This is a genomic window from Yoonia sp. R78084, assembly GCF_044595625.1.
Classification (GTDB): domain Bacteria; phylum Pseudomonadota; class Alphaproteobacteria; order Rhodobacterales; family Rhodobacteraceae; genus Yoonia.
The window spans coordinates 476,837-500,242 of sequence record NZ_CP138993.1; the positions used below are offsets into that span (position 1 = coordinate 476,837).

At 57.3% G+C, this 23,406-nt stretch carries 27 protein-coding genes and 1 pseudogene; 15 read left to right on the forward strand and 13 right to left on the reverse strand.

Annotated elements, in window-relative coordinates:
• Positions 1-80: 80 nt before the first annotated feature.
• From SJY29_RS02495 to SJY29_RS02550, 12 genes are all read left to right on the forward strand, one after another.
• Complete coding sequence (locus tag SJY29_RS02495) at positions 81-599, forward strand: hypothetical protein (protein WP_400086406.1); 519 nt, start codon at positions 81-83, stop codon at positions 597-599.
• A gap of 13 nt (positions 600-612) precedes the next feature.
• Positions 613-1,239 (forward strand): CatA-like O-acetyltransferase, encoded by a 627-nt coding sequence (locus tag SJY29_RS02500; RefSeq protein WP_400086409.1) that lies wholly within the window; start codon positions 613-615, stop codon positions 1,237-1,239.
• A 266-nt stretch (positions 1,240-1,505) separates the two neighbouring features.
• Positions 1,506-1,874 (forward strand): hypothetical protein, encoded by a 369-nt coding sequence (locus SJY29_RS02505; protein WP_400086412.1) that lies wholly within the window; start codon positions 1,506-1,508, stop codon positions 1,872-1,874.
• A gap of 306 nt (positions 1,875-2,180) precedes the next feature.
• Positions 2,181-3,854: a 30S ribosomal protein S1 gene (gene rpsA / locus SJY29_RS02510; protein WP_286163917.1), complete on the forward strand. Its 1,674-nt coding sequence runs from the start codon at positions 2,181-2,183 to the stop codon at positions 3,852-3,854.
• Positions 3,855-3,994: 140 nt separating this feature from the next.
• Complete coding sequence (locus tag SJY29_RS02515; RefSeq protein ID WP_400086415.1) at positions 3,995-4,762, forward strand: NAD(P)H-dependent oxidoreductase; 768 nt, start codon at positions 3,995-3,997, stop codon at positions 4,760-4,762.
• 239 nt (positions 4,763-5,001) lie between these two features.
• Entirely contained in the window at positions 5,002-5,283 is a 282-nt protein-coding gene (gene ihfB, locus SJY29_RS02520; RefSeq protein ID WP_055294323.1) for an integration host factor subunit beta, read from the forward strand.
• Between the two features lie 84 nt (positions 5,284-5,367).
• Positions 5,368-5,724 (forward strand): lipopolysaccharide assembly protein LapA domain-containing protein, encoded by a 357-nt coding sequence (locus tag SJY29_RS02525; protein WP_110279910.1) that lies wholly within the window; start codon positions 5,368-5,370, stop codon positions 5,722-5,724.
• Positions 5,724-6,371, forward strand: coding sequence for a phosphoribosylanthranilate isomerase (locus tag SJY29_RS02530; protein ID WP_400086419.1), 648 nt, complete (start codon positions 5,724-5,726; stop codon positions 6,369-6,371). Before SJY29_RS02525 ends, SJY29_RS02530 begins: the two co-directional genes overlap by 1 nt.
• A gap of 34 nt (positions 6,372-6,405) precedes the next feature.
• On the forward strand, positions 6,406-6,639 hold the full coding sequence (locus SJY29_RS02535; protein WP_400086422.1) for an N-(5'-phosphoribosyl)anthranilate isomerase: 234 nt from the start codon (positions 6,406-6,408) through the stop codon (positions 6,637-6,639).
• A gap of 144 nt (positions 6,640-6,783) precedes the next feature.
• Positions 6,784-8,010, forward strand: a complete 1,227-nt coding sequence (gene trpB / locus SJY29_RS02540) for a tryptophan synthase subunit beta (protein WP_400086425.1) — start codon at positions 6,784-6,786, stop codon at positions 8,008-8,010.
• 210 nt (positions 8,011-8,220) lie between these two features.
• On the forward strand, positions 8,221-8,649 hold the full coding sequence (locus tag SJY29_RS02545) for a hypothetical protein (RefSeq protein WP_400086428.1): 429 nt from the start codon (positions 8,221-8,223) through the stop codon (positions 8,647-8,649).
• A 25-nt stretch (positions 8,650-8,674) separates the two neighbouring features.
• Positions 8,675-9,154: a helix-turn-helix transcriptional regulator gene (locus tag SJY29_RS02550; RefSeq protein WP_110279913.1), complete on the forward strand. Its 480-nt coding sequence runs from the start codon at positions 8,675-8,677 to the stop codon at positions 9,152-9,154.
• On the opposite strand, the gene SJY29_RS02555 is transcribed toward SJY29_RS02550, so the two are convergent.
• The 4 genes from SJY29_RS02555 to SJY29_RS02570 form a co-directional block, all read right to left on the reverse strand.
• Positions 9,155-9,538 (reverse strand): DUF2237 family protein, encoded by a 384-nt coding sequence (locus SJY29_RS02555; protein ID WP_110279914.1) that lies wholly within the window; start codon positions 9,536-9,538, stop codon positions 9,155-9,157.
• A 69-nt stretch (positions 9,539-9,607) separates the two neighbouring features.
• Complete coding sequence (locus tag SJY29_RS02560; protein WP_400086431.1) at positions 9,608-10,639, reverse strand: DUF2332 domain-containing protein; 1,032 nt, start codon at positions 10,637-10,639, stop codon at positions 9,608-9,610.
• A complete protein-coding gene (gene pth / locus SJY29_RS02565) occupies positions 10,636-11,310 on the reverse strand; it encodes an aminoacyl-tRNA hydrolase (RefSeq protein ID WP_400086434.1) in 675 nt (224 codons plus the stop codon). Before pth ends, SJY29_RS02560 begins: the two co-directional genes overlap by 4 nt.
• 127 nt (positions 11,311-11,437) lie before the next feature.
• Entirely contained in the window at positions 11,438-12,082 is a 645-nt protein-coding gene (locus tag SJY29_RS02570; RefSeq protein ID WP_400086437.1) for a 50S ribosomal protein L25/general stress protein Ctc, read from the reverse strand.
• A gap of 158 nt (positions 12,083-12,240) precedes the next feature.
• Between SJY29_RS02570 and SJY29_RS02575 the strand changes: the two genes are divergently transcribed.
• Positions 12,241-13,380 (forward strand): MFS transporter, encoded by a 1,140-nt coding sequence (locus SJY29_RS02575; protein ID WP_400086440.1) that lies wholly within the window; start codon positions 12,241-12,243, stop codon positions 13,378-13,380.
• 116 nt (positions 13,381-13,496) lie between these two features.
• Here the strand turns inward: SJY29_RS02575 and SJY29_RS02580 are convergent, their stop codons facing one another.
• From SJY29_RS02580 to trpA, 5 genes are all read right to left on the reverse strand, one after another.
• A complete protein-coding gene (locus tag SJY29_RS02580) occupies positions 13,497-13,763 on the reverse strand; it encodes a hypothetical protein (RefSeq protein ID WP_400086443.1) in 267 nt (88 codons plus the stop codon).
• 92 nt (positions 13,764-13,855) lie between these two features.
• A complete protein-coding gene (locus SJY29_RS02585) occupies positions 13,856-14,146 on the reverse strand; it encodes a hypothetical protein (protein ID WP_400086446.1) in 291 nt (96 codons plus the stop codon).
• A 211-nt stretch (positions 14,147-14,357) separates the two neighbouring features.
• A complete protein-coding gene (locus tag SJY29_RS02590) occupies positions 14,358-15,521 on the reverse strand; it encodes an L-lactate dehydrogenase (RefSeq protein WP_400086449.1) in 1,164 nt (387 codons plus the stop codon).
• Positions 15,522-15,597: 76 nt separating this feature from the next.
• Complete coding sequence (locus SJY29_RS02595; protein ID WP_400086452.1) at positions 15,598-16,227, reverse strand: FMN-binding negative transcriptional regulator; 630 nt, start codon at positions 16,225-16,227, stop codon at positions 15,598-15,600.
• A 30-nt stretch (positions 16,228-16,257) separates the two neighbouring features.
• Complete coding sequence (gene trpA, locus SJY29_RS02600) at positions 16,258-17,049, reverse strand: tryptophan synthase subunit alpha (RefSeq protein ID WP_400086454.1); 792 nt, start codon at positions 17,047-17,049, stop codon at positions 16,258-16,260.
• A gap of 138 nt (positions 17,050-17,187) precedes the next feature.
• On the opposite strand from trpA, the gene ychF reads away from it, so the two are divergent.
• The gene (gene ychF, locus SJY29_RS02605) at positions 17,188-18,285 is read left to right on the forward strand and encodes a redox-regulated ATPase YchF (protein ID WP_400086457.1); all 1,098 of its coding nucleotides are present in this window, start codon (positions 17,188-17,190) and stop codon (positions 18,283-18,285) included.
• 11 nt (positions 18,286-18,296) lie between these two features.
• On the opposite strand, the pseudogene SJY29_RS02610 reads toward ychF, so the two are convergent.
• Positions 18,297-19,109, reverse strand: a pseudogene (locus SJY29_RS02610) (TIGR03915 family putative DNA repair protein); the annotation flags it as partial.
• Positions 19,109-20,344: a putative DNA modification/repair radical SAM protein gene (locus tag SJY29_RS02615; protein WP_400086460.1), complete on the reverse strand. Its 1,236-nt coding sequence runs from the start codon at positions 20,342-20,344 to the stop codon at positions 19,109-19,111. The pseudogene SJY29_RS02610 and the gene SJY29_RS02615, both read right to left, overlap by 1 nt.
• A gap of 174 nt (positions 20,345-20,518) precedes the next feature.
• Here SJY29_RS02615 and SJY29_RS02620 point away from each other — a divergent pair, with 174 nt between their 5' ends.
• A complete protein-coding gene (locus tag SJY29_RS02620; RefSeq protein ID WP_400086463.1) occupies positions 20,519-21,151 on the forward strand; it encodes a glycosyltransferase family 29 protein in 633 nt (210 codons plus the stop codon).
• Here SJY29_RS02620 and SJY29_RS02625 read toward each other — a convergent pair.
• Positions 21,135-22,256, reverse strand: coding sequence for a hypothetical protein (locus SJY29_RS02625; protein WP_400086466.1), 1,122 nt, complete (start codon positions 22,254-22,256; stop codon positions 21,135-21,137). The two genes, SJY29_RS02620 and SJY29_RS02625, sit on opposite strands and share 17 nt — an antisense overlap.
• The gene (locus SJY29_RS02630; protein WP_400086469.1) at positions 22,249-23,280 is read right to left on the reverse strand and encodes an N-acetylneuraminate synthase family protein; all 1,032 of its coding nucleotides are present in this window, start codon (positions 23,278-23,280) and stop codon (positions 22,249-22,251) included. Before SJY29_RS02630 ends, SJY29_RS02625 begins: the two co-directional genes overlap by 8 nt.
• Positions 23,281-23,406: the final 126 nt, after the last annotated feature.

Sequence of the window (23,406 nt, forward strand, 5' to 3'; positions counted from 1 at the left end):
CCATGTTTCAATGGTTCACCAATGGTTGCTTTGCCGGTTTGTGAAATGCTGGTCTAGGCTCATGGGATAAGGAGATGCCCATGATCCGTTTGCTACTTGTTATCGCTTTTTTTCTGCCCGCCTCGGTGCATGCGCAAGAAGCTGAACCGCCTATGACATTGCCGCGCATGGCCGAGATTGTGCTTGCGCTGGACCCTGAAGCGCAGCTTGTGGGGGCAGGCTTTTCGTTGACCATTGATGATATTCCTGTCCTGATTGTCACGGATGTCGGCGCCAACCGGATGCGTGCGATGGTCCCGATACGGTCGGCCGAAACGATGACGCCCGAGGAGATGCGCCGCGTCATGCAGGCCAATTTCGATAGCGCGCTTGATGCCCGTTACGCCGTGGCCGGCGGGCAGCTATGGGGCGTGTTCCTGCATCCGTTCAGGGAATTGGAGCGCAACCAGTTTATCTCTGGTGTGGCGCAGACGGTGAATGTGGCCAAGACCTATGGTTCACTCTACAGCAGTGGGGCCGGACAGTTCGGCGCCGGTGATAGCGGTGATCTGCAGCGTGAACTGATCGAAAGACTGCTGGAGAAAGGTCAGGACATCTGACAACACTTGGCGTATGACCTATACGCTTGTTGATCTTCAGACCTGGCCCCGCGCCGCGCAGTTCCGGTTTTTCCGTACCTACCAGCAGCCGCATTATGCAACGACCACGCGCATGGATGTGACACATCTGATGCAGCGCAAGGCCGATGGGATTTCACCCTACCGTGCATGTCTTTATGCAATCGGGGCAGGTTTGCATGCTGTACCGGAACTATGCATGCGTTTCCGCGGAGATACTGTGGTTGCCCATGATATGGTCACGTTATCCATGACAGTGCCGACGGATGCGGGCAGTTTCGGCTATGCCTATGTGCCCTATATTGCTGATTTTGATACGTTTGAAGCACAGGCGGCAGCGCTGATCGGTGAGGTGGCGAAGGGCGGTGTGCTGCAAGCCAACAGCGGAGAGCGCGATGATCTTGCCTATCTGTCCTGCATGCCGTGGCTGGATTACACGGCGATCAACAACGCGTTGCCCGGGCCGGATGACTGCATTCCGCGGGTGACATGGGGCAAATTTGTTGAGCGGGACGGACGCTGGGATATGGCGATGACGCTTGAGGTGCACCACGCGCTGGTCGACGGGGCGCAAGTGGGGGCGTATTTCGCGGCGGTACAGGGGGCGTTGGATAGCGTTTAGTGCTTTTGGTGCGGGTTCAATCGAGTACAATGTAACACGGGATAAATCACCTTGAGATGCTAATAGATAAAGGCATTGCTGCGATGCAAAAGGGGGGTACAGACGCCGTACAGAACGCTGATGTACAAAAGCTCCTTCTGGAGAGTGGACAGGATGATTTGTAGGACGTGTAATTACGAGTATTAAGGGTCGTCGAATGTCTGCTTCGCGGGACTTTGCTGCCGTTCGGTGGTTGTGTTGGTTGCAAAACGCCATAGGCTTGCATCATGAAGTCTCGCCTAGAAGCTATTGACCCAAGCCTTGCAAATGAAATCAAGGCCTCCTCCTTGTCTGACGGCAAGGCCAAGGTTGGGATGATATTGTCGAAGGGCTATGCGGCCTTACCAGAGAAGGTCGTTCCTCTGCTGCCGAAAAACTTTGAAATTCAGTCGTATAAAGTGTCACAAGGTCAAATTGATGCGCTTGATAGTCGTTACTTCGACCTGGAAGAGAAAGGCGATGCTGAAGGGTCCGCTGCAGCATTTACAGCTGCACGATTCTTGGCTGCGGTGATGTCTTGGCAGACCGCTGCCAATGAATTTGGATTGTGTGAGGCGGCCTATGAAGCGAACTTCGCCACCCAACAGTGCCGGTAGGTGTGGGCTCAAATCTGCCGTTGGTGTTTCGCAGCAAAGCGACCTACGTATGGGATGGCATGACGTAGGCAACTGAAGGGGCGTCCCCCACCCAAACCCCCTTGCAAACAAGCCCAAACCCGCCTATACGCCGCCCTGTCGAAGTGTCGAAACAGGCGCGGACGTGAGACTTGAGCGGGGTCGGTAGTAACCGGCCCTGTTGTTTTATGTTCCGCAAAGGATGCGAGTGACCAACCGAAACCCAAAAGACCGGCGGAGACAACCGCACGGCCCGTATAAAACCAAACGTTAGGAAAACGACGCCACATGGCTAATTCAATGGAAGAGTTTGAAGCACTCTTGAACGAAAGCTTCGAAATGGACACGCCCGCCGAAGGGTCTGTTGTCAAAGGCAAAGTCATCGCAATCGAAGCGGGCCAAGCCATCATCGACGTAGGCTACAAGATGGAAGGCCGCGTTGATCTGAAAGAATTCGCAAACCCCGGTGAAGAGGCTGAACTGGCCGTTGGTGACACTGTTGAAGTGTTCCTGCGTCAGGTCGAGAACGCCCGCGGCGAAGCTGTTATCTCCCGCGAGATGGCGCGCCGTGAAGAAGCCTGGGATCGTCTGGAAAAAGCCTATGCTGACGAAGAGCGCGTTGATGGCGCGATCTTTGGCCGCGTCAAAGGTGGTTTCACTGTCGACCTTGGCGGCGCTGTTGCGTTCCTGCCCGGCTCTCAGGTTGATGTCCGCCCCGTGCGTGACGCAGGCCCGTTGATGGGTCTCAAGCAGCCATTCCAGATCCTGAAAATGGACCGTCGTCGTGGCAACATCGTTGTATCGCGTCGCGCAATCCTTGAAGAATCACGTGCCGAGCAGCGCGCCGAAGTTATCGGCAACCTGACCGAAGGCCAGGAAGTTGACGGCGTCGTCAAGAACATCACCGAATACGGTGCGTTCGTTGATCTGGGCGGTGTTGACGGCTTGTTGCACGTCACAGATATGGCATGGCGCCGTGTGAACCACCCCTCCGAGATCCTCACAATCGGTGAGACGATCAAGGTGCAGGTCATCAAGATCAACAAAGACACCCACCGTATCAGCCTTGGCATGAAGCAGCTGCAGGATGATCCATGGGATGCGGTTGAAGCCAAGTTCTCATTGGGTTCCGTGCATCAGGGTCGTGTGACCAACATCACCGATTACGGCGCATTTGTTGAGCTGGAAGCCGGTGTTGAAGGTCTGGTTCACGTGTCCGAAATGTCCTGGACAAAGAAGAACGTACACCCCGGCAAGATCGTGTCTACTTCGCAGGAAGTGGAAGTCATGGTTCTGGAAATCGACTCTGCGAAGCGTCGCGTTTCCCTTGGCCTCAAGCAGACACAGCGTAACCCGTGGGAAGTCTTTGCCGAGACACATCCTGAGGGCACCGAAGTGGAAGGCGAAGTCAAGAACATCACCGAATTCGGTCTGTTCATTGGCCTTGAAGGCGACATTGACGGCATGGTTCACCTGTCCGACCTGACATGGGAAGGCCGTGGCGAAGACGTGATCGGTGATTTCCGCAAGGGTGACATTGTCAAAGCCAAGGTTGCAGAAGTCGACGTCGAGAAAGAGCGTATCTCGCTCTCGATCAAGGCGCTCGACGGTGATCCCTTCGCAGAGGCTGTTGGCGGCGTGAAGCGCGGTTCGGTCATCACTGTTGAAGTGACCAAGATCGAAGACGGCGGCATCGAAGTTGATTATGAGGGTGCAAAATCCTTCATCCGTCGTTCCGATCTGTCCCGTGACCGTGCCGAGCAGCGCCCTGAGCGCTTCCAGGTTGGCGACAAGGTTGACGTGCGCGTGACCAACATCGACAGCAAGACCCGCAAGCTGGGTCTGTCGATCAAGGCACGTGAGATCGCGGAAGAGAAAGAAGCAGTCGAGCAGTATGGCTCATCTGATTCCGGTGCATCCTTGGGTGATATCCTTGGTGCGGCTCTGAAGGGCGACGAATAATCCTCAGGCATTTGCCGACGATTGAATTGACCCCCGCCGCAGGAGACTGCGGCGGGGGTTTTTGTATTGTTTGCGCCCGCTGGACATCCTGCGCCTATCGCGCGTATGCCGTTGGAGCGCATGTACGGCAGAGGTTTGATATGCCCACCACACTCGTTGTTCTCGCACATCCTGATCGCCGCTCGTTCAACGCAGCCTGGGCTGATGCAACGGTGCAGGCGTCAAAGAATGCTGGCCATAAGGTGCTGTGGTCGGACCTTTATGTATTGGGTTTTGATCCGGTCGAGGCTCCATACCACTACGCGGACTGGCCTGAGGACGTCCAGTTTGATCCGCTCAAGGCGCAGGAACGGTCAGCCGCCCGAGGTGTGCTGCCCAAGGACGTGCAGGACGAGGTTGCGAAAATCCGGCAGGCGGACCGTATCATCTTTCACTTTCCGATCTGGTGGTTCTCACCGCCTGCGATCCTGAAAGGCTGGTTCGAGAGGGTTTTGGTCCATGGTGCGTTGCATCGTGTAGATGCGCGGTTTGATGCGGGGCTCTGCACGGATAAGACGGCGTTGTTCTGTGTCACGACCGGCGCGAAAGAGGCGGAATGTGGCTTTGATGGCAAAGAGGGTGATCTTGCGCTTTTGCTGTGGCCCGCAGCCTATACGCTGCGCTATCTCGGCTTCTCTGTGTTGGAGCCTGTCACAGTAAACGGCGTGCATGGTTACCATAGTGGTCAGGGTGCTGATGATCTGCAGCGTCGTCTACGGTCTGTGCTGGCAGATCAGGCCGCTGTGATTGCGGGGTTCGATGCGCGTCCTCGTCTGGCCTTTAACGCTGATCATGACTTTGACGAGAACGGGCGGCTGCGCGTTGACCGGCCTTCGTATACGCCGTTCATCCGGCACCAAAAGGGGTGAAAACAGGCGGATCACATGCGAATCGGTGGGTTCGCGATAATGGACCAATGTGATGCCGCGGCGAAAGAGCCGGGCGGAATGGCCGCAAATCTAGGTGCCTCGCGCGGTCTTGGCGCCGTAAATAGGCTAAAACGCCGCAATCGCGGTATTTCGTCGACGCCACAAAATGCCTATAGTCTTTTGAAAAGCGGGGACAAACCTGCTGCCATGTGTTCGCTTACTGGTTGGGAGGCCATACTATGATCCGTTCCGAACTGATCCAGAAACTCGCCGACGAGAACCCGCATCTCTATCAACGCGATGTCGAAAAGATTGTGAATACGATTTTTGAAGAGATCATCGAAGCGATGGCGCGTGGTGACCGGGTTGAGCTGCGCGGGTTCGGCGCATTTTCTGTCAAGAAACGTGACCAACGGATTGGCCGCAATCCCCGGACCGGTGAAGCGGTGGAAGTCGAAGAAAAGCACGTGCCCTTTTTCAAGACAGGCAAGCTGCTACGCGACCGGCTGAACGGCAACTAGACCTTCACAGGGCTTTTACAGAATTGAAACGCGTGGCGCGGAATTGCAGTTCACCGCGCCGCTGAACTGCGGTATGCTTTCGTTATGAAAACCATTCGCTATGCATTCTGGGCCATCGTTGGCCTCTGTCTTATCCTGATCGGGCTTGCCAATCGTGATGTCGTCACCCTGCGCGCCATGCCAGAGGCGGTCGGTGACCTGCTGGGTCTGGAACCTGATATCCAGCTGCCTTTGTTCGTCGTGATCTTCATCGCAGTTGGTGCCGGTCTGATGATCGGGTTCCTGTGGGAATGGGTGCGTGAACATCGCATCAGGTCCGATGCGCGCGGCAAAGCGCGTGAAGTCGAAGCGCTCAAGCGTGAGGTGGCACAGCTGCGCGGCGCTGCGGGAACCGGCAAAGACGGCGATGACGTTCTGGCATTGCTTGAAAAGACAGGCTGATGCCGCGCCAGACACGGGTCAAGATCTGCGGGCTTCGTGATGTTGCCGCGGTCAAAGCGGCTGTTGATGCTGGGGCTGCCTATGTCGGGCTCGTGTTCTTTCCGAAATCACCACGCAATGTGACGATCGCAGAGGCAGCGACACTTGCGCTGGCTGTGCCGGCTGGTGTGGCCAAGGTCGCGCTGGTGGTCGATGCCGATAACGCGCTGCTTGATGAGATCACGGCAAATGTCCCGCTGGACATCCTGCAACTGCATGGACATGAAACACCCGAGCGGGTGTCCGAAATCCGGGCCCGTTATGGGCTGCCTGTGATGAAAGCGGTCGGTGTCGCCGATGAAAGCGATCTCGCGGCATTGGACAGCTATTCCCGTGTTGCGGATCAGATCCTTGTCGATGCCAAGCCGCCCAAAGATGCGGATCTGCCGGGCGGAAACGGTTTGTCCTTTGATTGGCGTTTGATTGCGGGCCGCCGCTGGCCTGTGCCATGGATGCTGGCCGGTGGTTTGACGCCGCAGACGGTCGGTGAGGCGATTGCGCTGACAGGGGCCACGCAGGTTGATGTGTCGTCAGGAGTTGAATCCACGCCGGGCGTCAAAGATGCTGCGCTGATTGCTGCGTTTTGTACGGCAGCGCAGGCGGATTAAGGCGGTATTTACCAAAAGGACGGATGCTGCGGGCATGCAGCACGCGATTCTTCCCCTCTCGCCCGAAGCATGGTTTCGGCATCTGTTTTCGTCTCAATCGGCGCGCGATGGTGGCGTGGTCCGGCGCAAGGTGCGCGATATGGAACGGATGGTAGGGCGCGACGCGTTCGCAGCGGAAATCAGACGTCGTGGATATTCCGCCGTTGAAAACGCAGAACAGATTATCGTGTTCTGCAATGCTGAACCTGTGAAAGTTGTGGTTGGGTAGCCAATTCCTGTGTCAGGAATTGTGGGCAAATCCTTATGAAGGATTTGTTTTCAGACTTTCGATGAAAGTCTGCGACCTGATGGTCGCTTTACCATTCTGAGAAGAATCGTTAGGTCTGGCGGGCACAAATAAAGCAGGTGTCCTATGGCCAACGATCTTTTCAACAGCTTCATGACGGGTCCCGACGAAAAGGGCCGTTTCGGCGATTTCGGCGGACGTTTCGTGTCCGAGACGCTGATGCCGCTGATCCTCGAATTGGAAGCGCAGTACGAGCATGCCAAAACCGATGAGACGTTCTGGGCCGAAATGCACGATCTCTGGACCCACTATGTTGGTCGTCCCAGCCCGCTTTACCACGCCGAGCGCCTGACTGCGCATCTGGGTGGTGCGAAAATCTATATGAAGCGCGACGAGTTGAACCACACGGGCGCGCATAAAATCAACAATGTGTTGGGCCAGATCATTCTGGCCCGCCGCATGGGCAAGACCCGCATCATTGCCGAGACAGGTGCAGGCCAGCACGGTGTTGCAACGGCCACGGTTTGTGCGAAATTCGGTCTGAAATGTGTGGTCTATATGGGCGCACATGATGTCGAGCGTCAGGCCCCTAACGTGTTCCGTATGCGCCTTCTTGGTGCAGAGGTGGTGGCGGTGACCTCTGGCCGTGGCACCCTGAAAGATGCAATGAACGATGCGCTGCGCGACTGGGTGACCAACGTGCGCGACACGTTCTATTGCATCGGCACCGTGGCTGGTCCGCACCCATACCCCGCGATGGTCCGTGATTTTCAGGCGATCATCGGTCAGGAAACCAAAGAACAGATGCAGGCCGCCGAGGGCCGTTTGCCCGATACGCTGATTGCGGCGATCGGGGGCGGCTCGAATGCGATGGGTCTGTTTTACCCGTTCCTTGATGACAAAGAGGTCAACATCATCGGCGTCGAGGCCGGTGGTAAAGGTGTGAACGCCAAGATGGAGCACTGCGCCTCTTTGACGGGCGGCCGCCCGGGCGTCTTGCACGGCAACCGCACCTATCTGTTACAGGATGATGTGGGGCAAATCCTTGAGGGCTTCAGTATCTCGGCTGGTCTTGATTACCCCGGCATCGGTCCGGAACATGCCTGGTTGCATGATATTGGCCGCGCGCAATATGTGGCCATCACTGATACCGAGGCATTGGAAGCGTTCCAGCTCTGCTGTGCGCTGGAAGGTATCATTCCGGCGTTGGAACCATCCCACGCTCTTGCCCATGTGATGAAGATTGCACCCGACCTGCCCAAAGACCACCTGCTGGTGATGAATATGTGCGGGCGCGGGGACAAAGACATCTTTACCGTGGCCAAACATCTTGGGTTTGACATGAAGGCCTAGGTGCGAGGCGCCTAAACTTTGGTTTAGGCGCGCGGTGCAATGGCTCCCTTGATCAAAGTAAACTGATTATCAATAGGCCCGACTCGCTTTAATGGGCATATTGAGCAGGTCAGGCAGCGTTCCAATGTTGGATATGCGCCAGTGATCGATGGTGAGGTTATTAATGTCGCACGAACAAGAGATGCTCGCATTTGAATGGGATGCTTCCGCATGTTGAGGAAGATCGTCATTTGTCTCGCGCTTGCGAGCACCCCCCAGCTTGCAGCGGCGCAATCCGTGCAGGATCAGATCGTGTCGCAACTGCGCGATCAGGGTTTTTCCCAGATTACTGTCCAGCGCACATGGTTGGGCCGCGTTCGCGTTGTAGCGCAGCGCGATGACCTGCGCCGTGAGCTAGTCTTTAATCCCCAAACAGGGGAAATCCTGCGCGATTATTGGCGCGAGGATGACGACGATGGTCCGCGTCTTTTCAATCCGGGCGGGTCTGATAACGCGGGCTCGTCCTCTGCTCGCGATGACGACGATGATGACGACGACGATGACGACGACGATGATGACGACGACGATGACGACGATGACGACGATGATGATGACGATGACGATGATGACGACGATGACGACGATGAAGACGACGACTAGTCCGCTCTGACCAGAGGAAGCCCATTTGTTAAAAGGTCAGTTGGCCATTGTCGTAATTGTTGTGGTGCAGTTCCTCTGCGCGATCTTCTTTGTGTCGCGCATTCTTGCATCGATCCTCGGGATCAGTCCGCTGAGTTGGCAACTTTATGAGTTGGTGGAACTCGGCGCGGCACTTGGCCTTTTGCTCGGGGTTGGTTTTGGTTGGTTCACCTTGCGGCGGACGATGGTGCGCAATGCTGTTGTTGAAGATCAGCTTCGTTTGGCGTCGGGCGCCTTTATGGATGTTCTGGAAGAACGCTTTAGCGCGTGGGAATTGACCCCGGCGGAACGGGATGTGGCGCTGTTTGCCCTGAAGGGCATGTCGACCCAAGAGATCGCAGGCCTGCGCGAGGTTAGCGAAGGCACTATCAAGGCCCAGACAAATGCGATTTACCGCAAAGCCGGTGTCAGCGGGCGCACACAGCTTATGAGCCTCTTTATTGATGACCTGATGGCCAAGGCCTGATCAGTTTTCAGGATCGGGCGCTGCATGCATGTGCAAGACGTCGATCGGCACGATTTCGAGGGCCCGCACATGGGTCGCATGCAGGTTCACTTGTGGCGCGCAGCCTTCTTCGTGGGCTTGTAGAAAGCGGCTTGCACAGAGGCACCACCCGTCCCCTGCCTTCAGCCCCGGAAAACCGAACTCTGGCCGCGGTGTGCTGAGGTCGTTGCCGACGTATTTGGAAAACGCGAGGAACTCATCCGTCATGACGGCGCAAACCGTGTGGCTGCCGTGATCGGCGGCGCAGGTATCGCAGGCCCCGTTGCGAAAGAACCCGGTCATAGGGTCGGTCGAGCAAGGGGCAAGGGTACTGCCGAGAACGTTGAAGGAGGGGTCTTTTTCCATGGTTGCTCTGCCTTTCGGTTCGCCATTCTTATGTAGTGTCACTTGCGGGATTTGCCATGGGGTGCGGCGTCAGGTTCCGGTCCACTCTACCCAGCGTCCGTGAAAGTCGGCGCGGCCTAGGTGAAGCGTCACATCACCGGGCCAAAGCCTCAGTGTCAGCGCTGCACCCTTTGTGCCGCCGTCGTTTTCCATGCTGAACCATGCCAAAGGCGTGTTTTTGGTCGCCGTGGCGCCGGCCGCTGCGATCAGATCGGTGCCGAGGGCCTGTTTTTCGGCAGGAAAGTACTGCCATGCGACCGTGCTATAGATCAGGTGGGTCTGACCGGGCACATGGGCAAGGCGCGGTGCAAGCCAGTCAATCGCGTCCCCTTCATCGACTGGGGTCTGTGCCGCGCCGATCGCAGCACGTGTGAGTTCCAACCGCTCTGGCTGGTCCGCCCAGAGATAGGCCTGCAGACGTAACGCATCTGCCGGACTGTGCGGATCAAGCGGGTTGATATCGACGCCGCCGCGTGAAGTGACATGTGGTTTTGCCGCAGGCGGAAGTGGCCCGTCCCACTCCGGTGAAAGCGTCAGTGCAGGGGCATCCGCACCGAATTTCTGATCCCGAATTGCGAGCGCGTAGGCATCCCAATGTAGGTTCAACCCGCCGCTTGCCCCCAGTTCCGAGGTGCGCAGTGGCAAACCGAAACGCTCTGCCAGAAGTTGACCGACGGCAATCAGCGTTGCCGCGCGCCGCACCTCGTTGGTTTGTGGCGCGCCATCTAGCCATGTGTTGATATGCGCGGCCTCGGACACCAGCGCAGACCTGACGGCACTCCAAAGGGCGGCATCGGAGGCGTCTTGCGGCGGGTAAGCCGCACCAAGCCCAGCGTGCCCCTGCAAATGCAGCGCGTGCAGCGCACCGGCAAGACGCAGTGGGACCGATTGCCCGCGCGGGCTGATATCGCCCTGCCATGCGAAAATGCGGTCGGTGACCACACCTGCGGGCCAGTCCATTGCTGCACACAGCGCCATCAGCCGCCCCATGAAGGGTGAGCCGAGGTTGATGCAGGCCTTTGACTGATATAGAAATGCCTCCTGGATCGCGGCGGGTGTCACCGAAAGCGATCCACAAGCTTTTGCATGGCCGAGCGGTTGTCGGGTGCGGGCTCTGGTGCGGGGCCGGGCTTGGCCGCCTTTGGTGTCGATTTCGAGGATCGCGGTGGGGCCACGCGCAAGGCAACGGCATTGAGGAACTTGCCGCCATCGCCCGCGATCAAATCCGCGATCCCGTCACTGATCCCGCGCAATTCATCATCAAGCCATTCTGCATCGGACTTGGGGAAATCACGTAGCACATAGCCGGCCACGGCGTCTTTGTGTCCCGGATGCCCGATGCCCATGCGCACACGGTCATAGTCCGGTCCGATATGGCCGTGGATCGACCGCAGGCCGTTGTGCCCCGCATGGCCACCACCGGTTTTCAGCCGGACCTTGCCGGGGGCCAGATCGAGCTCGTCGTGAAAGACAATAATATCATCAGGCGCGAGTTTCAGATAGCGCATCGCCTCGCCCACGGATTGCCCTGAAAGGTTCATGAATGTCTCGGGCTTGAGCAGGGTGACCTTTTCAGACCCAATGCGCCCTTCGCAGGTCTGGCCCTGAAATTTCGACCGCCAGCTGCTGAACCCGTGATCGGCGGCAATGCGGTCCATCGCCATAAACCCGATGTTATGACGGTTCTGCGCGTATTTCGCGCCGGGATTTCCAAGGCCAACAAGTAATTTCATGGCGTCAGCGTATCTTATGCCGCAGTGCGGCGCCAGAGTGTCGTTGCATTCCGATCCTTGAGGGAAGAACAAAAAAGGGCACCCTGATCAGGATGCCCTTGTCGCCTTGGCGGTTGAACGCTGCGGCTTATGCGTCGTCGCCAGTTGTTGGCACTTCGTCCGCGGCAACATCGTCTTCGCCATCGTCTTCAGCCAGCAGCGCGCGCGGTGCTGATACGTTGGCAATCACAAAGTCGCGGTCTGTAATCGCAGGTGTTGCACCTTCAGGCAGTGTCACGTTGCTGATCGAAATGGTGTCACCGATTTGTACGTCGGCCAGATCAACTGTGATGTGCTCGGGGATATCGCCAGCCAGAACGTCAAGTTCGACTTCGTTGCGGACAACAGTCAGAACGCCACCTTTTTTCACGCCGGGGCATGTATCCGCGTTGATGAACTCAACAGGGATAAAGATTTTCACACGGCTTGTGCGCTTGAGGCGCATCAGGTCGATGTGCGTTGGCAGGTCCTTGACCACGTCACGCTGAACGCCACGGCAAATGACGCGCACGTCATCCTGACCCTCGATCTTGAGGTTGTGCAGTGTGGACATAAAGCCACCCTTGCGCAGTTTTGTCAGAAGGTAGTTGAAAGGGATGCTGATGGACTGGGGCTCTGCGCCACCACCATAAACAATGCCAGGTACGTCGCCATCACGGCGAGCTTGGCGGGCGGCCCCCTTGCCTGTCCCCGCGCGTACCTTGGCGTTAAGATCCTGGACCTTAGCAGCCATAGTAATTCTCCAATAATATAGGGGCCCGCCTCCAAGGGTGTCCGAGCCCGATGAAGCCCGCCGTATAGGGGGGATTCGCCCGTTTGGAAAGGTACTTTTTGCGCGGGCGGCTACTTTGAAACTTGCTTTGGTTTCTTTTGCGATGCAGGCATGGCGCCATGTCGATTTTGAACGCCCTGTCCCTGTCTCGCCGCCCTGCCACTGCCTTTGTCGTTATTGGCATGTTCTGGGGCTGTTTTGCCGCCTATGTTCCTGTGATCAAAGCGCAGTTGGGGGCGTCGGATGCGCTTTTCGGTGCTTTGCTTTTGGGCTCGGCCACGGGGCTGGTGTCGTCCATGTGGCTGGCCCCGCGTGCGGACCGGATTCTGGGGTCGCGCGCCATGCAGGTGGGGGCGGCCCTGTTAGCCTTTGCATGGCTTTTCCCGGGGCAGATCACGGTACCATTGGTGTTTGCGCTTTCGATGGCGCTGGTTGGTTTGGCCTCGGGGCTGCTCGATGTGGTCATGAACGCGCGGGTGAGCGAGCTTGAAGCGCGCCATAACCGGCCTTTGATGAACGCGAACCATGCGATGTTTTCTGTGGCTTATGCGGTGGGCGCATTGATCGTGGGCGCGACCCGTGAAGCGGGGTTGCCACCGGCACCTGTGTTTGCAGGGTTCGGCATGCTTGCCGTCCTCTTGCTGCCGATGATGCGCATGGATGTGACCTATGTGGACGCGGAAGCAGGCTATGTCGGGGCCTATCCGCTCTGGCCGATCCTGCTTTGCGGGGCGATTGTGCTGGTGGCCTTCATGTCCGAGGCCACGGTTGAGGCGTGGTCGGCCCTGCATGTTGAACGCACCTTGGGCGGTGGTGCGGCCGAAGGCGCATTGGGTCCTGCGATGTTGGGGATCACCATGGCGATCGGCCGGTTTTCCGGGCAAGCCGTGGCCGAGCGGTTGCGCGAAATTCCGGTTGTGATCGGTGCGTCTGTCATCTCGGCAATTGGCGCTGTTGTCGCGGCTTTGGCACCGACGCCGTTCGTGGCCTATATCGGCTTTGGTGTTCTGGGCCTTGGCGTATCTGTGATCGGGCCGATGGGGTTGGCGCTGGTGGGCAAGCTGGTCGCGCCGCATCTGCGCACCGAAGCAATCAGCCGCACAGCCGTGATCGGGTTTTCGGGGTTTTTCTTTGCGCCCATGCTGATGGGGCTGCTCTCTGATGCCTTTGGGCTGCGGATGGCCTTCCTAGCAGTTTCAGTCTTGCTGCTATCTGTGGTCCCCATCGCGATCTCTGCCAAAAGGCTTCCGGTCAGGTGACGGGAAGCGCAGCGGAGCCAGCGTGTGCCATCTGTTCATAAAACAGGCCGAAACTCCCTTAAGGAAATCCGGCCCGTTGGATTGGCTGTCTGCGCAGGGCGCCTAAGGCTTAAAAATCAGCCTTCACATGCTTCTGGAAGGACCTCACAAAGGTCTTTTTCTTCTTCTGGGGTCTCTTCCACCTCATCATCATCGCCACCCGCTGACGCGATCAAGAGCAAGGCGACCACGCCCAAGACAATGTAGGTCGGGTTGATAGAGGCCGCGGCGGGCGCCGGTTCGGCAGGTGCCGCTTCGATGATTTCGGGTGAGAGGCCGCCCGCAAATGCAGTGGACGCACAAAGGGCAGTTGCAGCTGCGAGAGCTGTTACTTTCTTCAACATCAGGTGTTCCTAACTCGTTAACACTTCCTAACGCAGCAGAATGCGAGACTTTGCTGCGCTTGCCGGACGCTAACACCGCCGGTGAATGAATCCTAGTTATCTGATGGGAAATCGCCGTCGCCTGGCGAGATTTGGATAGGGATATCACCGTCAGCAGGACGCCGCAGTTGATCTTCTTCGTCGTCTTCCTGACCAACAGCTGCTGCAATCAGGAGTGCTGCAAGAACACCGACAACCACATAGGTGGTGTTGATCCGCAATTCGGCAACGACCGCCTCTTCCATGACGGGCGCTTCGACAATCTGGTCGGACAGACCACCCGCAAACGCGGATGACGCCGAGACTGCAATGACTGCGGCAATCGCAGTTGTTTTTGTAAGCATTAATTCATTCCTCACTGACACATGGTTCCAATTGCAGGCGGCACCTGAGGTCCTGCCTGCGTGGCGCGAAAGTTTCCAAGAAGTGCTGCGGCGTCAACCGGCTGTGGGCCTCATGCTGAAAATAGATAATATTTCCAACGCATTGTGGCATATTTCACGCGGTTGGACACAAGGTCTTCCCGCGCGTGATTTCCTGTGTGCCGGCTTGCGTTTACTGCCATTGCCCTTCAAAGCCCTGCGGGATCAGCAGGATATCCTTGTCGAGCGTATTCACATCGCGCCGGCCGCAAAGCGCCATGGTCAGGTCAAGCTCTTTATGGATGACCTCCAGCGCGCTGGTCACGCCTTTCTCGCCCATTGCCCCTAGTCCATTCACGAAGGCCCGTCCGATGTAGGTGCCCTTGGCCCCCATCGCGAGGGCTTTGAGCACGTCCTGTCCTGACCGGATACCGCTATCAAGGTGGACCTCCACCTTGTCGCCCACGGCGTCCATGATCGCGGGCAGGGCGCGGATTGACGACAGTGCGCCATCCAATTGACGACCACCGTGATTGGAAACAATGATCGCATCTGCGCCTAATTCTGCTGCTTTTCGTGCATCATCAGCATCCATGATCCCTTTGAGAATCACCGGACCGTCCCACATCTTCATCAGTTGCGCGACCCGGTCCCAGTCCAGGGCGTGATCAAAAGCCTCTGCAATCCACGATGCCAGCGATGAGGGGTCCGTGACCCCTTGGGCGTGGCCGACGATGTTGCCAAAGAAGCGGCGCCTGGTTTGCAGCATCTCGATGCCCCAGCCCCATTTCGTGGCAAGATCGGCGATGCTGGCCGCGGTGAATTTTGGTGGTGCGGAGAGACCGTTTTTCAGGTCCTTGTGCCGTTGACCCATAATCTGCAGGTCCAGCGTGATAACAATGGCCGAACATTTGGCGGCACGCGCGCGGTCAAAGAGGCGCTTCATAAAGTCATCGTCTTTGAGCGTGTAGACCTGAAACCAGAAGGGGTTGGTGGTGTTCTCGGCCACGTCTTCGATCGAACAGATCGACATAGTGGAAAGTGTGAACGGCACGCCGAACTTTTCGGCCGCGCGGGCGGCTTTGATCTCGCCGTCAGCGCATTGCATGCCCGTAAGACCAACGGGGGCGAGGGCCACAGGCATCGCCACATTCTGGCCAATCATCTGGCTGGCGGTGTTGCGGTTGGTCATATCCACCGCGACCCGTTGCTTGAACCTGATCTGATCGAAATCGGATGTGTTTTCACGGAACGTCTGTTCGGTCCAACTGCCGCTTTCGGCATAGTCGTAGAACATCTTGGGTGTACGGCGCTTATGCAGCCGCTTCAGGTCCGCGATTGTTGTGATGACAGGCATGCCAAAATCCTTGAATTGGTTAAGTCTTATTACCAATACAATGGGTTTGCTGCAATATAGTTTGCAAGGCTCCGGCTCATGCAGGTTTCTTTGACCGGTTTTCCATTTCTGCGGCCATCGCGTTATGTCCCGCAGCCTTCAGTCCGGAAATTGTGCCCTCATAATCACGTGCATCACGGTTCTGGCTCAGCTTGGATTTGGCAAGGATTGTGCGGACATTGATCTGGAATGCGACAATGCCGTCAAGCATCTGTTGCATGTAGTCCTTGGGCGCATCCGCCATCTTCCACGCATGCTGTCCGTTGATGCGCCGTTCATGGTCGCGGGTCAAAAGGGCGACTGCGGCGCGTTTGGCATGGTCGTCATACTGAAAGTTGATTGTGCCATAGACATGAACCACTTGATAATTCCATGTCGGTACATGGCGGTGATGTTCCGCTTTGGACGGGTAGTAGTTTGGCGAGACATAGGCGTCATTGCCGCGGAAAATGGTGAGGACCTCTTGTCCTTCGGTGATCAGCCTGTGCATGTCGTTGGCCGCAGCAACATGCCCGATCAGCCCGCCATCGGGGGCGGACAGCAACGGGATATGGTTTGCAATAAGCCCCTGAGCGGTTTGGGCCACAATGCAAGCCAGAGGAGCGGCTTGGGTGATTGCCTTGATCTCGTCGATATTGATCTCAAGAAACTGGGGAGGGGCATACATGGCTTGGTGTCCTTGCGCAAAAGGCCTGGCTCAGGCGCGATGGGTCCCATCCGCCAGCGATTTCACAAAGGCCAGAACGTCAGCCACGCTTTCACCTGCCGCGATCTTTTCAACAATCGCAGAACCGACAACGGCACCGTCCGCGATGCTGGCGATGGCTTCGGCAGCGTCTGGCGTTTTGATGCCAAAGCCCACGATCACTGGCAGATCGGTCTGGGATTTAATGCGCGCAACCTCGGGGCCGACTTCATCGGCCTGTGCGGCGGCGGCACCGGTAATGCCTGTGACAGAGACGTAGTAGACAAAGCCCGAGGTATTCTCGAGCACCTTGGGCAGGCGTTTGTTATCGGTTGTTGGGGTGGCCAAACGGATGAAGTTGATCCCCATCTTTTGCGCGGGGATGCAGAGTTCGTCATCTTCTTCGGGTGGCAGATCAACGATAATTAGCCCGTCAATGCCGGCGGCCTTGGCGTCCGCCAGGAACGTATCAACACCGCGCGAATAGATCGGGTTGTAGTAACCCATCATCACAATCGGGGTTGTGTCGTCTGTCTTGCGCAGTTCACGGGCGTATTGCAGCGTTTTCTCAAGTGTCTGCCCGCCCTCAAGCGCGCGCTGGCCGGCCAGCTGGATCGTAGGGCCATCGGCCATCGGATCGGTAAAGGGCATGCCCAGCTCGATGATATCGACACCCGCGCCGGGCAGGCCTTTGACGACCTCAAGGCCGGTGTCATAGTCAGGATCACCCGCCATCACATAAGCCACGAAAGCTTTTTTGTTCTCGGCGCGCAACTGCGCGAATTTGGCGTCGATTCTGCTCATCTTTGTCCCCGGTCTGCAAACTTGGCTTGGTTTGCTTGATGGGGGGCGGAAAATCAATGGCTGAGTGACGATCCCATGTGGCTTGCACAGAGGACGCGCGCCGCCTAGAAGCGCCGTAACGTTCAAAGGAGAGCCGTGATGGGTTTCAAGATGGGTATTGTGGGTTTGCCGAATGTGGGCAAATCGACCTTGTTTAACGCGCTGACCAAGACAGCGGCGGCGCAGGCGGCCAATTTCCCGTTCTGCACGATTGAACCCAATGTCGGCGATGTGGCGGTGCCTGATGCGCGGCTGGACAAGCTGGCAGCGATTGCCTCGTCCAAGCAGATCATTCCGACGCGCATGACATTCGTCGATATCGCGGGTCTGGTGAAAGGTGCCAGCAAGGGCGAGGGTCTGGGCAACCAGTTTCTGGCGAATATCCGTGAGTGTGATGCCATCGCCCATGTGCTGCGCTGTTTCGAGGACGACGATATCACCCACGTCGAGGGCCGCGTTGACCCTGTCGAAGATGCAGAAGTGATCGAGACCGAACTGATGCTGGCTGATCTGGAAAGCATTGAAAAGCGCTTGCAGAACCTCGTGCGCAAAGTGCGTGGCGGTGACAAAGAGGCGGTCCAGCAGGTGCGCCTGCTGGAAATGGCGCAGGCGGCGTTGGAAGACGGCAAACCCGCCCGCACCGTTGATGTGGACCCCGATGACGCCAAGCAATGGAAAATGCTGCAACTGCTGACGACCAAGCCGGTGCTTTATGTCTGCAACGTCGAAGAAGACAGCGCAGGCAAAGGCAACAGCCAGTCCGCCCGCGTGGCCGAAATGGCCGCAGCACAGGGCAATTCCCATGTGGTAATCTCGGCCCGTATCGAGGAAGAGATCAGCCAACTTGAGGCTGAAGAAGCCGCTATGTTCCTAGAGGAAATGGGGCTTGAGGAAGCAGGGTTGGATCGATTGATCCGTGCCGGCTATGAACTCTTGCATCTGCAAACATATTTTACCGTCGGCCCGAAAGAGGCCCGCGCATGGACAATCAAGGAAGGCACCTCGGCCCCGCAAGCCGCCGGTGTGATCCATGGCGACTTTGAACGCGGGTTTATCCGTGCCGAAACCATCGCCTATGATGATTTTGTGACGTTGGGTGGTGAACAGCCAGCGAAAGAAGCGGGCAAGATGCGTGCAGAAGGCAAGGCCTATATCGTCAAGGACGGCGATGTGATGCACTTCTTGTTCAACACCTAATCCCCGCCGCGCAATTGCCGTTTGATCTTGGCCACCCGTTCGGGTCGCAAGGTGGGGGCGGCATCGCGCATTTGCTGCACTTTCGCTTCGGCCCCTGCGATCAGGTCGTGGATATGCTGCGCTTCGGGCAGATTTTTCCAGTATTTTTTCGGCATTTCCGAAGTCATCGCGCTGACCTTCAGGCGTGCAGGATTGAAGATATTGCAGAAATAGGTGCCCCAGAGCGCCTCTGTCGCGTCCTCGGGCAGGTCGGGTTTTGGCTGGCCGGGGTGAAAGGTCAGGTTGCCGTCGATGAATTGCGCGGTCACATCGGGTGTGGCGATCATCCAGTCCATATCGGCAAAGCGGCGTGCGAAAAACGGGGCTGTCGGTTCCACCGTATGGTGGGTGGGTTCGAACCATGCGGCAAAACTGCGTCTGTCGCCCCCTTGGCGCAGGTCGCGGAACCGCACGAACGCCTTCATCTTGTGCTTGCAGCGATGCACGCCCTTTTCCATCTGGCGCAATTTGGCCAAGTCTGCATCGGCGCGGTCCTGCATCAGGCCCGGCTGATGGCGCAGCCGCCAAAGCATCGCATAGAGACGCGCGAAACGCTGCGGGTCTTTGTGCCAGACAACCCAGTTGGCCATCTCGACAAAGCTTTGCGGGGCCTTGATCCGCCGTGTCACGGGCGGCAAGGGCGTGTCGATGGTGAATAGCTCACCCATTTCATTGTCGAAATCCCACAGGATATCCTCGGGCGACACGCCCGCGCCAATCAGGCGTTTGGCGGCGTCGCGCCATGCAATATCTGTGCCGATGCGGGGCAGGGGAACGGTATACATCAAAAAAGGCTCAACTGTTCGGGGGGCGGGGCGAAACGGGCGCGCAAATTGGCACTGTCGGTCAGACCGCCCGGTGTCCAATCATGGGCTGTTATAAAGGCCTGTGCTTTCTTCAACGACGCCCCCATCCGTAACAGATCATCATAGCGCAGGCTGCGGTGCCGTCGCGTAGACAAGATCCGGCCCACAGTGCGGGTGCCAAAACCCGGCACTCGCAGCAGCATTTCTTTGCTGGCGCGGTTCACATTCACCGGAAACAGCGCGCGGTTTTGTAGGGCCCAAGCCAGCTTGGGATCAATATCCAGATCAAGATTGCCATCGGGGCGCGCGGCGGTGATTTCATCCACCCCAAAGCCGTAAAACCGCAAGAGCCAATCGGCCTGATAAAGCCGGTGTTCGCGCGCAAGGGGCGGCTTGATCAGCGGCAGCTTGGCAGTTGCATCCGGGATCGGCGAAAAGGCCGAATAGTAAACGCGCTTGAGCTTGTAATCGCCGTATAGCCGCGTCGAATTCCCAAGGATCGTGGCATCGGTGGACCCATCTGCGCCCACGATCATCTGGGTCGATTGGCCCGCAGGTACAAAGCGTTTGCCACGTTTGCCGGTATAGCTGCGCTCGCTTGCCACATCCTTGCGCGATTTCACATCGCCCATCGCCTTGCGGATCGTCGCGGGGTTTTTCTCGGGCGCATAGGCTTTGACGCTTTGGTCCGTGGGCAATTCGACGTTGATTGACAGACGGTCGGCGTATAGCCCTGCCTCTTCGATCAGTTCGGGGGCGGCATCGGGAATGGTTTTCAGGTGGATATAGCCGCGAAAATTCTCGACCTCGCGCAGGCGTTTGGCGATGCGCAGCATGTCCTCCATCGTCTTGTCGGGCGACTGGATGATCCCCGAGGACAAAAACAGCCCTTCAATATAATTGCGGCGATAGAATTCGATGGTCAGTTGCACCACCTCGTCAGGCGAAAACCGCGCCCGCTGGACGTTGGATGACACCCGATTGACGCAATAGGCGCAATCATAGATGCAGAAATTCGTCATCAGGATTTTCAGCAAACTGATGCAGCGCCCGTCGGGGGCGTAGGCATGACAGATGCCGGAGCCTTCGGTGGAGCCGAGCCCCTTGCCATCGCGGCTATCACGGCGCGTGGTGCCGCTGGATGCACAAGAGGCGTCATAGCGGGCGGCATCACTGAGAATCGCAAGCTTTTGTGAGAGATCAAGGCGGGACATATGTTCATGTTATGTTCTCATTTTGAGGGATGCAAGATGCTGCTGCATCGCTCATGTCATCCTGTGACAATGTGGATCATTTCTTGCGTCGTGGCATGGTTTGTGTGACTTCCGCGACGAGTTTGCTATTGCTGTTGAGCAGAGCCGAATACGAACAGTCTGTGAAGGTTGCCGATGGAAACGAAACTCAGGCGCTTTGCGCGCAGGTATCTTGTGCAGGCCCCGCGTGGTTGGTTCCTGAAACTGACCCGCGCCAATAACGCAAAGATGCGCAGCAGTATTGCTGGCAAGAGAGTGGCCATTGTGGGCAATGCGCAAAGCTTACTTGCCAAGTCCTATGGCGTTGAAATTGATCGCAATGATCTGGTGCTGCGTTTGAACAAGGGTTTTGTCGTGAATGCTGCTGCGCAAGGCAGTCGCACTGATTTCGTCGGATTGACGCCCGAGTTGAGCGAGGCAGAAACCATCGCGCAGTTTTCGCCGGATGTGCTTTTGATGCTGATCCCCAAAATGCGCCATTATCATTTCTGGGAGGCGCGGAACGTCGGCAGGACCCTCTTTTATCCGTTTCGCTACTGGTTCGCGGACCGGCAAATGATCGGGCGGCGGCCCTCATCAGGGTTCATGGCAATCAGTTGGCTGGTCAGATTGAACGCGGCTGATACGATCACCCTTTACGGGTTCGACTTCGGGGCAACAGCCACCTACTATAACCCGGAGGGCTATAAGACGCCGCACAACTACGCCAAAGAAGCAGTGATTGTTCGCCGCTGGGCGGAAGAGGGTAGGATTACGATTGTGCCGTGAAAATCGTGTGAAGTTTCCGGCGAAGCCCTTCGTCTGCGGTCAAGTCGGTTGTGCCGCTGCTTGTCCGGTCGACCTTCCACGAGTTTGAAATATTCCGGCAGTGAATCATCTGAAACTTCTTGGAAACGGGTACAAGCCGACGGCTGATCGGCTCTAATCCATGAATTCCCCAAGTCAGACGACCCAATCCATGAGCAGGTGCAGCACAATACTTTGGCGCACATGAAGGTGGGTTTGGGGATTCCATCCAGTGGTCAGCATGGCGCACCGGCTGGCCGGTTGACGCGGCAAAACGCCATGCGCCGTTCATGGCCACAAAACCGATGGGACCAGCTGCCTGATCAAAACAGTTTGCAAGCCCTCTGCGGAAGAAGAGTTCATCTACGTCGCAGTTCAGGACAGCACGGGCTTTGCGCAAAAAGCGATCACGCATTGCATTCATCATTGCGACTTGCAGGAACTTTGTGCGCCCATGCCGCTTTGATATCCCCTTGGCCGGTCCCCATGAGAACGGAACGTTTACAACGGCGATGGTCTTAAGCCCGGTGACACGACCGAGCGTATTCAACACATCCGAAGGTCGGTAGCGGGTGCTTGCATTGTCGCATAGCAAGACCGCTGTGGCACCCTGTTCTTGCACGTGAAACTCCGCCCAATCGCGTATCCACGTCAGTTCCTGATCCTTCTGGATCGAATACAGGCAGTTCTGTCCAGCAAAAAGCTCTGACATTTCCGATGCAACTTGGCACGACAGCGTCGTGTCACCCAATTGTATTTCAAGGCACTGCGGTACAGTCGCTGCAGGAAATGTCAGACGGTCAAAAAGCCGGGTCCTCGTGATTTTGGGCGTTTCGCGGCGACCATCAATCCGGAATGCTGCGCTCTCTAGTATTGGTGCAAAGTTGAGCATTTTCGGCAGGTAGGCGACGAGTGTTCTTCTGTCATGACTGTAAAAGCAGTCATAAATCAGCGTCGTATCATCATAGCCTATGAGCTGTGCTTCATCGGCTACTTGCACCCCCTGCGGCAATCCGCGTCGCTCTGGAAAGCTGTCGGGAATTCTGATCGATGACAGATCAAAAATCTGCCCCCGCGTCTCAGCCATCCAGATCGGTCCACTTCAACTGCGTGTTGCGCTTCACCGCACGGGTGAGCGTTTTTCCCACGACCTTGTCGAAATCATACCCCGCAATTTCGCCTGAACCGGGGCGGCGGGCCCAGATATCGGCTTCGGTGATCACATGGCCTGCGGGCAGATCACGGTCGGCGACGACAGAGGCGCGCGCGAAGCGGTACACGTCTTCCTCGGCGCTGGTGCGCTGTTTGGGGTTATGCAGCGCGGTGTGGATTTCGCGCGACCGGTCGATCAGATAGCGCAGTTCGGCGGGGTCCATCGAGTTGATGATATCGGGGCCCTTACGATAGCGCGTATCGGTGTAGTGCCGTTCCAGAATACAGGCCCCCAAAGCAACCGATGCCAAAGCCATATCCGGACCGATGGAATGATCCGAGAAACCGACGACGGCCTTTGGAAAGGCCTCGCGCAAGTCGGTCACACCCTGAAGCGAGACGATTTCCGGCGGTGAGGGGTAGAGGTTCGTGCATTCCAAGAGCGCATATTCGATCCCCGCATTATCCAGTATCGCCACCGAGGCGCGGATGCTTTCGATGCTTTGCATGCCGGTCGACATGATCACCGGTTTGCCCATGCGGGCGATATGGCGGATCAGCGGCAGGTTATCTGCCTCGCCCGATCCGATCTTGAAGGCGGGCACATCAAGATCGTTCAGGAAATCCGCCGCCGCCCGCGAAAAGGGGGTGGAAATCCAGATCATCCCAAGGCTTTCGGTATAGCGCTTGAGTTCGGCTTCCTCTTCGAGTGACAGCGCGCAGGCCTCCATCACCTCCCAGATCGACACATCGGCATTCGGGGGGAAGATTTGCTTGGCCTCTTCGGTCATTTCGTCTTCAATGATGTGGGTCTGGTGCTTGACCATCTCGCAGCCTGCACCGGCTGCAAGGCGCACCATTTCCTTGGCGACGGCCAGATCACCACCGTGGTTGATGCCGATCTCGGCAATCACAAGGGGGGGATGTTCGGGTCCGATCTTGCGGCCTGCAATGTCCATGGCGTGGTCTCCTGCCTGAGTTGTTAAGGCGTGTTTATGGGGTTTCACCTTGCGGGGCAATTGGTGCGTGCCCATTGCAATATGGCTGGCCATGGTCCAAGTGACATCGCAGAACCGCAACTGGGC